At 56.9% G+C, this 15,324-nt stretch carries 9 protein-coding genes; 6 read left to right on the forward strand and 3 right to left on the reverse strand.

Annotated elements, in window-relative coordinates; genetic code table 11:
* From VMA09_23370 to VMA09_23395, 6 genes are all read left to right on the forward strand, one after another.
* Window positions 1–1,376, forward strand: a 1,376-nt coding sequence (locus VMA09_23370; protein HUA36564.1) for a DHA2 family efflux MFS transporter permease subunit, incomplete at its 5' end; no start/stop codon positions are given.
* Window positions 1,377–1,558: 182 nt separating this feature from the next.
* Complete coding sequence (locus VMA09_23375; protein HUA36565.1) at window positions 1,559–3,718, forward strand: FUSC family protein; 2,160 nt, start codon at window positions 1,559–1,561, stop codon at window positions 3,716–3,718.
* Window positions 3,719–4,028: 310 nt separating this feature from the next.
* Window positions 4,029–4,673: an MEDS domain-containing protein gene (locus VMA09_23380; protein ID HUA36566.1), complete on the forward strand. Its 645-nt coding sequence runs from the start codon at window positions 4,029–4,031 to the stop codon at window positions 4,671–4,673.
* 98 nt (window positions 4,674–4,771) lie between these two features.
* On the forward strand, window positions 4,772–7,057 hold the full coding sequence (locus VMA09_23385) for a sigma-54-dependent Fis family transcriptional regulator (GenBank protein ID HUA36567.1): 2,286 nt from the start codon (window positions 4,772–4,774) through the stop codon (window positions 7,055–7,057).
* Window positions 7,058–7,206: 149 nt separating this feature from the next.
* Window positions 7,207–7,479, forward strand: coding sequence for a hypothetical protein (locus VMA09_23390; GenBank protein ID HUA36568.1), 273 nt, complete (start codon window positions 7,207–7,209; stop codon window positions 7,477–7,479).
* A 62-nt stretch (window positions 7,480–7,541) separates the two neighbouring features.
* Entirely contained in the window at window positions 7,542–8,240 is a 699-nt protein-coding gene (locus tag VMA09_23395) for a sigma-70 family RNA polymerase sigma factor (protein ID HUA36569.1), read from the forward strand.
* A gap of 113 nt (window positions 8,241–8,353) precedes the next feature.
* Here the strand turns inward: VMA09_23395 and VMA09_23400 are convergent, their stop codons facing one another.
* The 3 genes from VMA09_23400 to VMA09_23410 all read right to left on the reverse strand — a co-directional run bounded on the left by VMA09_23400 (window position 8,354) and on the right by VMA09_23410 (window position 15,294).
* The gene (locus VMA09_23400; protein HUA36570.1) at window positions 8,354–9,562 is read right to left on the reverse strand and encodes a CoA transferase; all 1,209 of its coding nucleotides are present in this window, start codon (window positions 9,560–9,562) and stop codon (window positions 8,354–8,356) included.
* Window positions 9,562–10,803 (reverse strand): CaiB/BaiF CoA-transferase family protein, encoded by a 1,242-nt coding sequence (locus tag VMA09_23405; GenBank protein ID HUA36571.1) that lies wholly within the window; start codon window positions 10,801–10,803, stop codon window positions 9,562–9,564. Before VMA09_23405 ends, VMA09_23400 begins: the two co-directional genes overlap by 1 nt.
* A gap of 264 nt (window positions 10,804–11,067) precedes the next feature.
* On the reverse strand, window positions 11,068–15,294 hold the full coding sequence (locus VMA09_23410) for a G8 domain-containing protein (GenBank protein HUA36572.1): 4,227 nt from the start codon (window positions 15,292–15,294) through the stop codon (window positions 11,068–11,070).
* Between the last annotated feature and the right edge of the window lie 30 nt (window positions 15,295–15,324).

The raw sequence follows: 15,324 nt of genomic DNA on the forward strand, positions 1-15,324 counted from the left end.
CGCTGCGGCTCGGCCGGCGAAACTATTTCCTACTCTCGATAGCCATCTTTACGTTGGCATCCGCTTTGTGCGGAATGGCCGGAAGCCTCGCTTTTATAATCGCATCTCGAGCGCTACAGGGCGTGGCCGGAGGTGGTCTCCAACCCTCCAGCCAAGCCGTGCTCCTGGATGCGTTTCCGCAAGAGAAACAAGGCCAGGCAATGACCATCTTTGGGATGGCGGCGCTGCTCGCGCCGGTAATCGGGCCAACGCTCGGCGGCTATATCACGGACAACTACGGCTGGCGCTGGATCTTCTATCTGAATGTGCCGGTCGGCCTGCTCGCCTATTTGATGTGTCAGGCGCTGGTGGAAGATCCGGAATATTTTCAAGTTGAACGGGCCAAGAGTCGCAATCGACGCGAGCCCTTCGACCTACTCGGCCTCGGTCTGCTGACCGTGACCATGGTTTGCTGGGAGGTCATGCTCAGCAAGGGGCAGCAGTGGGACTGGCTCGGCGATCCGTTCTATCGCGTGCAAAGCCTGTTGACCCTGTTCACGCTCGGCCTGGGTGGGTTGATCTACCGCGAATTGGGGCTGCGCAATCCACTAGTCGCGCTCCGAACGATGGCCGACCGGAACTTCGGCACCTGCTGCGTCATAATCTTCTGCGCTTACGCAGTGCTCTACGCCAACACAATTTCGCTTCCCGCCTTGTTGCAATCACTTTTTGGCTACGACGCAACCACTTCGGGTTTAGTGCTTTCACCGTCGGGGATCTTTGCGATCCTTATGCTCGTTATGGTGGGCGCGATGCTCTCCCGCGGCGTCGATGCCCGATACCTGATGGCGGGCGGATTAGTCACGATGGCGCTTGGAAACTACTGGATGGCACACCTCAATCTGGATATCAGCCCATGGCAGGTGGTTTGGCCGCGAGTGGTAGTCATAGCGGGACTCTCGATGCTGTTCGCTCCACTTAACGTGGCGGCGTTTATCTATCTCCCGAAGGAGATCCGCGGCGCCGCCGTGGGTTTGCTGGCTCTCTTGCGCAACGAGGGCGGCAGTGTGGGAACCTCCATCGCCCAAATTATTCAAGAACGGCGCGAGCAGTTTCATACCCTGCGGTTGAACGAAAGCCTCGATCCCCTGAGTCCCCCTGTTAACAATCTGTTGACGCGGGGCCAGGCGTTTTTCCTGCAGCACAACGGCGATGCTGTATTGTCTCATCAAATGGCGTTGGGCGTTCTTGGCCAGTCGCGAGCGCAACAGGCATCGTCGCTGGCTTACTTCGACGTGTTCTCATTCTCAGCCGCAGTCGGGTTTCTGTTGGTGGCATTCGTCCTGCTCATGCGTCGCTCGGTAGCAGAGAAGGGAGCCCACATCGGCGCGGAGTAAGCCGGACTGCGACGGTGGTTGGAGCAAACGAGCGCGATCGCTGAGCGAAGCGTATGGCAGGATTCATAGAACGACCGTTCGGAATCCAACCGCCACTGGCCTGGCTGGATCGCCTCGGGGCATTGGTTGCACGCGAACTTGCTCCTAACCCCCGGAAGATTCGTACTGCCCTGCGCGTCGCGATGATTGTGACAATCGCGATTGCGCTGGACGCGAGCTGTCACGTCAACAGCCAGCTCGGCGCCGTAATCGTATGGCTCCTGGCGGGCGCCGGGCCGATGATGTCCTTTCGCAGGGCTCTCGCATGGCAGATCGCCGTGATGCTCGCGCTAATCACGTCGGTGATGATGGCGCGGGCATTTGCGGAGTCGCCGTGGTTGATGTTGCCGTTTGTCTTCGTCTGGATTTCATTTTCAACCTACCTGGGAACGACGCGAAAGCTCGGCGCGGGCATGCTCGTAATACAGATAGTCTGCCTGATTACATTCTACGGAATAGTCTTTGCCCCTGGCGAAATCGGTTGGAACGCAGCAGCCTCATTCGGCGGCAGCGCGATTGCCTTCGGTGTGATCGTCCTATTCGACAACTGGTTGTGGCCCGACCCGGGCGAGCCGATCCTGATAGATTCTCTCGGGGCCAGCTTCGCCCGGTCCCGTTCGCAGCTTCTCGAGGCGTCTAACTTTTTTCTCGCTGGCGAAAGCATACCTCGACCCCCATCTCCAGCTCCGACTTCCGACCTACCCGCACATATGGCGCGGCTTGAGCAAGCGGCGGCCGAGGGCGCGTCTGAGCATCGCCAGGCGATGCTGCTGGCTGCGATCACGCTCGCCGCTCGCATCAGTCTCGAAGTGGATCGCCTAATCACTACTGCGCGCGAGGACCTGCCGCGGGGAATTCGTACAATGGTCCTGGGCGAGGTTCAAATCGCAGTAAATGCAATCGCGGCTGCGCTTGACGAGATCGCTCACAAACTACCGGCGCGCATTGTTACAGGCACGGACGAGGAAACTCCCGCGGCGCGCACGCACGTGCGCTTGGCGATGGACAATCTGGCCGCGCGCGTCGTTGAGATCAGACCAGCATACATCGGCAAAGCCAGCTCGGCAGAAATCGGGAATTTCGCGGAATTCATCGATTCGCTGGCTGTCCTGACTAGGCACATCGAGCGCCCGCTAGACGAACCTCCGGGGCCGGCGACCGCCGAGCCGTCGCCCAGTGCTGTTCCTCGATCGACCGCTCCTATAGATCCCGCGCTGGCGCGCTATTGCTTGAAAGTCGGTTTGTGCACCGTGGTCGGCTATCTGATCGGCGTCCTTAGCCAGCGTGAGGACTTATTCATTATCCTGGTCACGGTAATAACCACTGCGACTCCCACTTATGGCGCAACTCTGAACAAGATGTACCTCCGGATCAGCGGAGCTGTAATCGGCGGAGCGGTGTCCCTTCTCGTTATCATTATAGTTTCGCCCAACTTCGACACCCTGCCAACTTATATGATTGCGTCCTTCGCGGTCTTCTATCCGTTTGCATACTCTTCGCTCGGCAATGCGCGGATGTCGTTCGCGGGCAAGCAAATGGGCGTGATTTTTTCGTTGGTGTTCATTGGCTTGAGCCCGTCGACCAACATCTACGAGCCGCTCTGGCGTATTTGGGGCGTCTTGCTTGGTGACTTTGTCGTGGCGGTAGTCTTCTTTAGCCTGTGGCCGGAATACGCCGGTAACTCCCTGTTACCGAGACTGAAAAAAGTCATCGCCAATACGCTCGCCTTAGCCCCCGGCGGGTCAGCTTCGAGCAGCGAGGACCTAATCCTGAGGACCAACTCTGAAACGATGCGCGTGCTGACGGAGTTCCTCGAGATCGCCGATGATGCGCGGATGGAAGGACGCACCTGCGCCGTCTACCATGATGGGATCGTCGAAGCGGCCGGAACTCTGCGCCGGATTTCGAACCGGCTGTCCTCGATCGCGTCAGCGCGGGTTCTTATTCAAATGCCGCACCTCGACCCCCTCACAGAGTCAGCGCGCGAGCGGGTCTTCGACGCGATGCGCGGGCGGCTTGATTCGTGGCTGGATTTCTACAGCGGGCCTGAATGCTTCAACGCTGCCGCTGCTCGGGCGATCGCGCAGAAACATTCAGCCGATGATTTGGCCGAACCGCTCAACGCGTTCAGTTCATACCTGGAGGAGGGAGGGTTCGCGCGATTGGGGTCGTGGCCGCTCGAACCGCGCCGCACGATGCTCGCGGAACTGCAGTTGATGCGACGACTGGAGGTTCTATTCTCTGAGCTGAATCGGTATCTGGCCGATGTTCCCGGGCCCGCCGACACGGTTCGCGCATCGTGACTTCGGTGTAATCCGTCGCAATACGCGAAGCGTCTCATTCTTCGGTCCGGACTATTCTTGCTGATTCGGCTGAGTTGCCTTAAATTTTCGTTCGTAGGATCGTGGCCAGACGGCGTTTGGTCGTGGATTCGATACCGGAAGCTGGCTCAGTTGTGTAGGTGCTGAGCGTTCCCTGTGATTCTGCTTGGTCGAGCAGACAGTTCGGCGCGGCAAGGCGATGTGACATTCCAATGCTGTGACCGCAGTCTCCTCCAGAAACTAAGCTGGGTTTTACGCCAGCGCGATCTAAATACGATTGGAGGCAAGCATCGTGAGCGCAGTCACAGAGCCCATACCTTTTGCCGGCTCGACACTTAACGAATACCGTCACGTCTGCGCTTTTTTCAGTTCCGGCCAGGAAGAATACGAGACGCTGCTGCCATTCGTGCTCGACGGTTTTCAGCGCGGTGAGCGCGCCTTTCATGTGCTGCGCTCCGAACACCGCGAACCCCATCTGGAACGGCTTCGCAATGTTGGGGTCGATACCGCCGCTGCGCAGCTTCAGCGCCAACTGGGAGTTGCTGCTGTTGAGGACACTTACCTCCGGGGCGGACGTTTCGACCCCGATGCGATGCTGGCGCTGATTCAAGAGGTGCTGCACGAGGGGAGAACGCTGGGCTTTCCTCTCACTCGCTTAGTCGCCCACGTTGCGGACAGAATCCTCGAGGACTGGTCTAACGCTGAAGAGTGGATCAAATATGAAGCGCGGTTGAATGAGGTGCTGCCGGCGTTCGATGACCCGGTCATCTGCACTTACGATACGAATCTCATTACCGGAACGATCGCCGTGGATGTGTTGCGGACGCACCCGGTGGCGATAGTCGGCGGTTTGCTGTACCAGAATCCGTTTTTCGTATCGCCGCAGGAGATTTTGAGCCAATTTAAAAACTCCGGCAGCGCGTATCGCAGGCCGTAAACAATGATGCGCGGGATGAGACCTGATCTTGTCAATTTCGCTCCACATGAGCTTCTCCCGCGGTTCCAGATCCGCGTCCGCTGACACCAGGCGAGCGGATGGAACCGAGCGGATTCAAAGCCGACCGCCTGCAGGACTGCATCAATGACCTGATGGCTCTCCAGGCGCTCTCCGCAGTATGGAGAGGTCGAGAGATCGACGGGATCGGCGGCACACTGCTCGACGCGCTGATATCCGTACTGCGCCTGGACTTCGTCTATGCGCGCTTGACGGATGCGGCCGCTGGATCGCCTCTCGAAATGGCGCGCTTCGCTCAAGCGCGCGAGCCAATTTTATCTCCGCACGCGCTCGGTCAACTGCTCAGCGATTGTCTCGGAGACGACTGTTACGAATGGCCGTCGCAGGCCTGCCGTCGAATCGAAGGCACGGATTATACGGTGGCAACCTCGCGATTGGGGTTGAGTGGCGAATTCGGGGTGATAGTCGCGGGATGTCAGCGGACGGATTTTCCGCAAGCGACCGAGACCCTGCTTCTCAGTGTCGCGGCGAACCAGGCAGTTGTCGGATTACACGAGGTCCGCGAACGAACTGCTCAAAAGCGCATCGCCGACGATCTGGATCGGCTAGTCGCCGAGCGCACCGCCGAACTGGCCACGCTCGTCGATAGCATTCCGGCCCTGGTAGCCGTCATGACCACGCAAGGCGATGTCGAGTTCATGAACCGGCAGATGCGGGAGTACTTCGGCAGGACGTTGGAAGATTTGAAAGAATGGACCATGGATGGCGCCGTTCATCCTGACGATCGTGAAGACGCCGGCGCTGTCTGGCGGCGCGCTATCGAGACCGGACAGTCGTGTAAATTCGATCACCGCTTGCGGCGCCCCGATGGCGTCTACCAATGGTTTCAGGCCGCCGGGCTGCCGCTGCGAGGTCCCGACGATCGCATCATCCGCTGGTACGTGCTCCTCGCCGATATTCATGAACGCAAAATTGCCGAACAGAGACTGCGTCAGGACGAAGTAGAACTGCGCCAGATTACCGATGCCATCCCGGTCATCGTTCACGTGTTGGACGCGGATGGAACCGTGCTTCATGTCAATCGAGCGGCGTCTGACTACTTCGGTGTCGCTTGGGAGAACGTGCCGGTCACCGACCATCTAACTCGCTTCACGCATCCTGAAGATCTGGAAAAGCAGGATTGGCCGGAGGCGATGGCCCGCGGTCTGCCCTTTGAGCACGAGCTTCGAGCAATAGGAACCGATGGCGTATTTCGCTGGTTTCTGGTTCGCTGCAATCCTTTGCGCGACGAACAGGGACGCGTCATTCGATGGTACGCGACCGGGACCGACATCGAGGACCGCAAGCGAGCTGAAGAGAGAACCCGCAACGAAAATCTGGCGCTACGCGAGGAAGTAACACGCTCCTCGATGTTCGAGGAAATTGTTGGATCCGCTCAACCTCTGCGAATGGTGCTGGCACAAGTCGCCAGAGTCGCTCCCACTCATTCCACCGTTCTGATCTCAGGTGAGACCGGGACCGGAAAGGAGCTGATAGCACGGGCGATCCACAAGCGCTCGAATCGATCGACGCGGCCCTTCATCAGCGTGAACTGCGGCGCCATCCCGCAATCGCTGATCGCCTCCGAACTGTTCGGCCACGAAAGAGGCGCGTTTACTGGCGCGATGCAACGTCGCGCGGGCCGGTTTGAGGCTGCCGACGGAGGAACGATTTTTCTTGATGAAGTCGGCGAGTTGCCCATGGAGGCGCAGATCGCCTTGCTGCGGGTATTGCAGGAGCGGGAATTCGAACGTATCGGAGGCGCCGAAACGCTCAAGGTTGATGTGCGCCTGATCACGGCGACTAATCGCGACCTGAAACAAGCCGTGAGCGCGGGCATATTCCGGCAGGATTTATTCTATCGGCTAAACGTCTTTCCGATCGAAATACCGCCGTTGCGTGAGCGCGCAGGTGACATTGCCTTGCTCGCCGAGTACATGATCAGTCGCTACGCCAAGCAGGCCGGAAAGAAATTCAGCGATATCACCAGCGGCACGCTCGAGGTATTCCAGAAGTACCAGTGGCCTGGAAATGTTCGCGAGCTTCAGAATGTAATCGAACGCGCCGTCATACTCTGCGACGGACCGACATTTTCGGTTGATCCGACCTGGCTCAGGTGGGCCCCGGCGGCGACCCTCAATTCTGCCCCGACGGGCCTGAGTGCCGCGCCCGAGAGTGAGAAGGAATGGATCGAGGCCGCCTTGGCGGAATGTCGTGGGCGAGTTTCGGGGCGTTCGGGTGCAGCAGCCAAACTCGGAATGCCGCGCCAGACGCTGGAGTCAAAAATCCTCCGACTCGGTATCAACAAGCACCGATTCCAGACCTGAGGAATCTCCATATTAAAACTGAGCGGGCAGTACTGCTGATTTGTCAGCAATTGTTCGGCAATTGCCGAAGACTCGAGGTACTTCGGCAGGAAACCCCACTTCGCACAAGCAAAATCGCCTCGGCCCGTTAATTGCTTCGTCGGTCGGCATTGACATTCAAGATCGAAACCGTTGCGGGCCCAAGCCGGCTGATCATCAGGCTGATCGGTCGGTTCGATGCCGATTCACTTCCAGAACTCGAGGCGCAAATCGCGTCGGTCCAGGGCAGCGTTGAGTTTGAAATGGAAGAAGTGATGTTGTTGGACGTCGAAGTGGTCAGGTTTCTAGTCGCGTGTGAGGCGCGAGGAATCCATCTTCGAGGCTGCTCGGCGTACATACGCGAGTGGATGCGTGGCCAACAGGACAGCGGCATTGATGAATAGCTCATACAAATCGAGCGTTAGTTGCAATTTGTCTGCTGAGAGCAGTTCGATAGGTGGTGGCAATGTCGTTACAAAATACTTCTTCCAGATACTCAGTAGTCTACCCCTCTGAGTCCGCACGGATTGTCGGCAACAACCGGAACTCGATTCCCGCAAAAGCCAAACAACTTGGCAGTTATGGCACCCTGCTCGATCGCCTGCGAAGCGGCAATCAGGATGCTTACGAAGATTTGGTGCGAACATATGGTGGCCGGCTATTGGCCACTGCGCGGCGTTATCTGCGATCGGAAGCAGACGCTTGCGATGCTGTCCAGGATGCGTTTCTATGCGCGTTTAAATCGATGGATAGCTTCAATGGTAATTCGCAACTATCAACCTGGCTCCATCGGATCGTGGTGAACTCTGCCCTTATGATCCTGCGTGCCAGGCGCCGCAAGGGCGAAATGGATAGCGTCGAGATCGGTGAACTTTTGCCGCGGTTCGATACCTCTGGCAACTGGATCGAGCAGAGGCTCCTTTCAATGCCGGTTGACCTGGCAGTTGAAGCTTCAGAAACCAGGGCCATCATCAGACAGTGCATCGATCTTTTGCCGGATAATTACAGGACCGTCTTGATTCTGCGCGACATCGACGAACTCGACACAGAGGAAGCCGCAGACTTGCTCAATCTTACACCCAGCAGTGTTAAAGTTCGGCTTCATCGCGCCCGTCAAGCCCTGAAGGTTCTATTGCAACGCTATCCAGACTTCCTGACTCCATAGATAAAACCTTTGCGACCGGGAGAAGGATTTTATTCCGCGGCGAACCAGCTTCGCGTCGCACTAATCACGCGGCTTCAACTCCCGACCGGCAGCGAGCCGATCGGGCTCGGCAGCTACTGAAGCGCGCCGGAGGCTACTAGTTCGGTGATGCGCGCTTCGTCATAGCCCAGGAGGCTCTGAAGTACATATTGATTATCGCGGCCGACGGCAGGAGCCTGTCGCGGAGTTCGCGCGGGAGTACGGGACAATTTGCAACGTGAACCTTCGACCACGGTTTTGCCCTGGATCGCGTGATCGATTTCGACGAGATACCCTCTGCTCGCCAACTGCTCGTCCTCGCAAACTTCTTTACTGTTCTGAACCAAAGAGGCTGGCACACCCGCGCTTTGGAGCAATTTCTCGGCTGCTTCAGCTTCAAATCGAGCGGTCCATTCGCGGATGATGTCGTCCAATCGAATGCGATTACTCAGGCGGCTGGACACTGTCGCGAAGCTCTCGTCGTTCGCGAGCTCATTATTCTTCATTACGGAGCATAGACACCGCCACTGTTCATCGTTCAAACAGGCAATTGCTATCCAGCGGTCTTTTCCAATCGCCGGATAGACGCCATGCGGCGCACAGTTGAGATCGTCATTTCCCAAGCCCTGGACCACCCGTCCGTTCGCAGCGCAGTCGAGTAAGGCCGGAGTGAGAAAATGCAGAGCTGACTCGGCCTGTGATTGATCGATGTATTGTCCCTTGCCCGTGCGCCTTCGGTAATCCAGTGCAGTGAGAATTGACACTGCTCCGAATCGCGGCGCCAGGTAATCAGTATAAGCTCCGAATGGCCCCGAAGGAGACCGATCAGACCAACCGCAAAGATTATAGAAACCGGAGACGGCTGCCGCCATGTTGCCAAAACCGACGAAGCCTGACATGGGACCCGTCTGACCCATCAAGCAGGAACTTAGCATTATGAGGTCAGGTTTGACCGTGCGCAGAGATTCATAGTCGAGCTTCCATGCACGCATCGCCTTGGGCGAAAAGGATTCGCAGACTACATCGGCCCATCGCACAAGATCCAGCACCACTTCCCGTGCCTCAGGCTGGTTCAAATCGAGGCCGAGCCCCAGCTTGCCGGCATTGTAGGTACCGAACAGCCCCGAACCATCATGCGCAGCTTGATTTTTATAAAACGGACCGACGGTGCGAGATCCGTCTATTCTACTGGTAGACTCAATTCGAACAACTGTCGCGCCATAGTCGGCCAGCGCTCTGGTTGTGCCCGGCCCCGCGAGTGCCCACATGAAATCCAGGATTTTAACATCCGCAAGCGGCAGCATCAGATTATTCCTCTTCGCGTCAGGTCTTGAATCTTGCTCGCTGAGAGTCCGAGTTCCTCAAAATAGATTTCGTGATTATGTTCACCGACTAACGGCGGCCGACGGCGATAAACGATAGGTGCTTCACTGAATTTGGCGAACGGGCCAGGATACGGGAACGATCGCGCCAACTCCGGATGTTCGAGCGCTTGCCAGTACTGTCGAGCTTTGAGTTGAGGACTGGCGAGCACATCACTAACTGTTGCGATAGGCGCGATTAATAGACCGCGCTCGAGCGCGACAGCGAACAGGTCGGCCTTCGTTCGAGTGGCAACGAAGCCAGCGATCAGTACAACTATCCTCTCGTATTCTTGCATCGGCTCTTTGCCGCTTGCGAGCATCGCGCCGAATTCGATCCAGTCCTTATCCCGAGTGGCAGCGTCGCAAGCTCCCTGCTCGTATAGGTAGTTCATCAGTCTTTGAGTAAACACCCCAAGCTGACGCCCGAATAGAAAGCTGAGCGTGATGTAGCCGTCCTTCACTCGCCACACGAGCGGCACACGCATCGCTCCCACTCGCGCTCCCCCCGCCATTCGCCTCGCCTCCTCGGCCCCCAAGCGGAACGCGAGATTATTGGCCTGAGTAGCCGCAGTTACCGATTGCTGCGCCGACACGTCGACGTGCTGTCCGAGGCCTGAGCGCTGGCGTTCATGATTTGCCACTAGCGCACCCATCGCGGCATCGCCACATGCGTGAAGATAAGCTTGCGGAACACTGACCCTGATCGGTGCCCGGTCTTCATCGCCGCAGAGCAAGAGCGGGCCGCCCGCGGCGAGGATTACGAGGTCACTATCGGCGTAAGATGCTTTCGGTCCAGTCTGACCGAACGGGGTGATCGATACGTAAATGATCCCACGATTGTTCGCAGCAAGCTTGTCGTAACCCAGATGACGATCGCTTAGATAACCGGGATTGTAGGATTCAATGAGAAAATGCGATTTGGCGGCGAGTCGATAAAGCAACTCTTGCCCTTCATTTGTTTCGAGATCGAGTGTGATGGCTCGTTTGTTGCGATTATACGACCACCAGTAGATCGAACGATCGGGATCGGGGCGATCCTCAAAAAAGGGGGCGAGTTGGCGCGCTGGCGACCCTCCCGGCGGTTCGATCTTGATAACGTCAGCACCCAGATCCGCCAGAATCTGCGCGCAAAGCAACCCCCGCTCCGTCGTCAGATCGAGCACTCGATACGGACTCAGCATCGCGTCGTCTCCTCGCTCTCGAACAAGACGCTTTTAGCAGAACTCGAGGCAAATCTGGATCAGTGCGTATCTTAAAAATGGCGCCGCTAAACGCAGGTCGAGATTCCTCGATCCCGCTCACCCTCGAATGTGGGCGCAATTCCAAGGCGGTCTATGGGGTCTGTGTCGGACACCATAGACGACCTCGCAACGCTTACAGGTCAGATGAAGTTCTGCGCCGCCGCAATACGTAATCGCTTCGGACCTGGATTCTCTAAACTCACCTCACTGGTTAACCGCGCACACCGGCGCGCTCGCATCCGAGTAGTGCGGAAACTGTCCTGGATTGGGCATGCGAGTAACCTTTTTCGCGATGTTATCGGCATAGACCAATGCCGGCTGCGAGGTAGGCGGCTGCCAGGGATTTCCGCCCGTACCATTGAGCCAGCTATTGGCAGTACCGTCTCCGCCAAATACCTTGCAGTTCGATACGCCGGGTATATAATTCGAATCATTCAGGACGATCCGATAAGTGGTGCATCCTTCCTTGGGGCAGTTGTAGTAGGACTCACCGGTGCTCAAGGCACCGGCGTCCGTTTTTTGAGGACAGAACTCCGGATCCTGCGGGTTTCCTTTGCAAATACCAAGCGGCGACGGACCCACGGCGTTCGGATCGGATTGGTACACCCATAAATAGAGCATGCCAGTGCTGGTATCGTAAAAATATTTGTTCAAATCAGGGAGCTTGGTTGTCATATCGACCGTGTTCATCTCCGTCAGACTTTTCGCCTCAGTCAACGGCGGAGTATCAATCGGGAACACGCAGGACACCTGCCCTTGCCGATCCGTGATTTGAGTAGTGCCTTCGGGGCAGGCGCTATTCCCTTTCAGAGCGATCCCCGGAGAGGGACAGCCGGTAAAGTCGGCGTTGCTCGGGAGCGGTCCCAGCGGTCCAAGGTTATTAAAGCCTTGTGTATCGAGGTTGGTGCACCATTGTTTAGCATCAATAAGCTGGTTCAACTGGTTGTAGTAACTACGCAGAGCAATGTCGTTAGACTGAACGCTGCCGCCACCCCACGATCGATAGCCAGTCGAGATCTGGAATTTGTCGGCCGGGTGGTTTCCCGCCGTGTCGGTGTAACAGATACCTAGTTGGAAGTAGAATGGATTGGTGGAGCTGATAGTGGGCTTGACGGTATCGACCAGGCTGACATCCACGAGACTGCCTATTCCCGCTCCCGTAGGTCCCGAACCCGGGAAATCGTAGGGATCCGCTCGCACCGCATAGCCATAGCCGCTCGCGACCTTCGGTTCCCATACGCCAAGTCCATTGCGGCTGTGGAGCGACATCGCTCCATGCTGGTTGAAGTCAATGTCAGTCTTGTAGAAGGTTAACAACTGTGACAAGTCGCCGTTTAAAGGCGGGACCGAGTTAGGAAACTTGTTGGGTGTCCCGTCGTTTTTGGAGTTTACTGGAAAGAGCGGAGACTCGAATTCCAACTGACCGATTCCGCTCGGCACCATCGCAGCGGTCGGACGGCCCTCCAGGTCCACATTCTGCTGGCCTTCGGCCCGGCACTCATCCACCGAATTGGAGGAAAAATTAAATGGTAGATTGTTGAGCGAAACCGGGAACGCAGGTTTTCCATTTGGGTCCATCACCTCGTATCCGCTCAGCGTTCCATCGAGATCGAGGATCGAGGTGTTTTTGTCGCCGTCGTTGAAGGCGGCGATATTAACCAAATCGGTATAGACCTGGTGGCGAAAATTTACATTCGTGAAGTTGAGGTTCTTGGTACTAGCCGCCACCGGGTAAGCGCTCTGATTGCTGTCGAGCCACCCGATCCCGGCGTCGCCTTCGTAGTGCGTGTAGTTGTTGATGAAACTCCATGATGCAACAACGGCCTGGTCGGCTTTGGTCCACAAAGTCTGGGAAGGATCCACCAAATAGTTTACGAACCGGTCCTTCACTATCAATGGCGGACCGTCATAGCTCATAAAGCCGAACATATTCTCGTCCGGAACCGGGTAGCCCTTTTCGGTGAATTCGCCGCCTGTAGCCGGACCGGATTGAGGAACGGTCTGGTCAATGCAGCCGAATGTTCCGCCACGAACCTGCGCGCCAGCGACCAATATCTTCGAACCGCAAGGCCCAAATCGGTCGACGTTGTTGGTGCTGATCCCGACCATGGTTGACCGACTCATTAATGACCAGACGCCGGGATAGTTGCCGTCGGCGCCACCCGAGGTCACGAAGGAAATGCCGCGGCGATTCGTGGCCAGGCGCCCCTCATCGACAAGATAGAAGGTCGGCCGTAGCCAGATCCCGCGATAACGGATTCGGCTAAGGGTGAGACCATCAAATTCATCCACTACCGGATGATTGGTAGTGTTATTAGGCGGGTTCTGATATTGAGCGTTCTCATAACCGGTTATCGAATTCCCGGTGCCGAGCTCGAACTGCTCGTCGTTTAATCCGCGATAGCAACTATGGCCACGGTTGTTCTGAAAAAGGCCGTATTTTGCCGGATTCTCCACTACATATTTCGGACCGATCGGAATGTATTGCACGCCGTTCACATTCGCGTCCTGCGGCGACTCGTACCAGTAAGCTGCGCCGGTGTCCTGGCACCCTGCAATTGAATTGTTCATGAGCTTCGCGCTGGGATTCAGCAGCCAGAATCCGCTGGGCGGCTCAAAATAGAATGGCTTTGAAGTGTTGCCCGGATAGCAGGTGGGCGCTATCTGATTGTCGGGCACCCCTGCGAGTATAACTTTTCCTTGCGCATCGAAACCGGCCGCGCACTGGCCGCGTGTCGAAATGGCTGCTGACGTGAGACCCTGGGTCGAAACGAACTGAGAGTCCGCATCGAAGATATTGATCTGATCAAAAACCGTGTTCGAAGGCGTACCGTTGGGCGGCGTGAACATGTTATCACCCACCCAATAATATTTCTTGATCAAATCCGCCCGGCTCATCTCGGCAGTCGTGTTCACATCGAACGAGTTGCTCATTGCGCCGATGCCAACGTTGCCGTCGAAGGTGATATTGTTTTCGTTGCCAACCTCTTCGTAAAAAATATGTCCCGTGATACGTGCGCAGACGTTGTTGGTATATTTAACATTCTGCGTCGAATGAACCGTGATGCACTTGTTGTAGCTATGATCGACGCTGTTGGAATCGACCAGGATTTTCTTCGCGCCCAGATCGCCATCGAGGTGGAAGTGGATTGGATAGCTGCCGAGTTGCTCCTTGCCGAACTTTTGCAGCTCGACACCTTGCATCGATACTTCGGTCAACCCCTGGAGAAACTTCAACTCGCCGCCCCAATGCTTGCTGCCGGCAGTCGAGTCAGCGTCCGAGGTTAGCAGGATACTGCGGCTGATCAGCGCTACTTCAGCGCGCTCGTCGACTCCGAAGTTCAGGTTTTGCCGTTGCGTAGTGCTTGAACCTGCGTCGTAGTTGCCGGTGGACGGCACGCCGGGGTTAGCTCCGCCAAAGTGATAAAAGGCGAGCGGTTGCGAAAGCGTTATTTTCGACCCGGTGCTGCCAGCGGTGGGATCCTTGCCGATGCTTTGAATCTGAACGAACTCGGTCTCCCACGGGCTAAAGCTGGTAGTGGCAACTGCTATCCAATCGCCCGGCTTCCATGCGGCAATCCCCGCACCGCCTTCGTCGGCGTCCGTTCGCGAGGCCGTATAAATTACATTGGCGGCAGAGGTTGGAGGTTCGAGAACTCCAGTCGAGCCCGCAAACTTGGTCGGATCTCCTGCAGGCTCGGCCAGATAAGTCCAATTGACGCCCGCGTTCGGAAGCGCGCCCGGCACCCCCTTGCGTCCAAACATCCGGATAATGCCGCCGCTTTCAACCTGGATTCCCTTTTGGTAACCGGGACAGGTCCCGTTTCCGGTTGCCCCTTTGGAGAGATCGCCGCACTGCGTTGACGGCGGCCGGTCTCCGGTGAAGGTCACAACCACTCGCGGACCAGCGGTTACGCTTGAGGCCAGCGTGCCGATCGGGCAAACCGAAGAACCAATCTCGAGCGTCCCGAATACGTCAATCCCGGTGGTAGTGAGACTGACCTGGCCGAGCTGAGTCTGGGTATCAGGTACGATCAGAGTGCCGCCCTTGTTTATGGTGATTTGCTTGTAATTGTTGGTTTTTCGGTCGACTACTACCTCTCCCTCGCAGCCGCGAGTCGCCCCCTCGCCGATCTTGATATTGCCGTTTCCATCGTCACATTTCGTGATCGATGTGCCGACCGGCGGTGCGCATGCAAGCAAACCAAGCGTCGGCGGTGTCGCAAGCGGAACCAATCCGAAATTCGGCAACGGAACGGTTAACGCTTTGGAAAGACTGGTGATCGTGGGGAATGCGAGCGTATGACTGACGAGCGGGCCGGCGTTCGCGTTGCCTGAAAACAGGATGATCGTGGAGAGCAGACCCAATAACGTTATCGGCGCAAACAAGGCCTGCCGCACCAGTTGAATCATCCTATCGATTGTACTCATTGAACGTATCTCCTGAGCATCTGACGAGCG

This window comes from Candidatus Binataceae bacterium, from assembly GCA_035508495.1.
In the GTDB taxonomy this organism is placed as follows: domain Bacteria; phylum Desulfobacterota; class Binatia; order Binatales; family Binataceae; genus JASHPB01.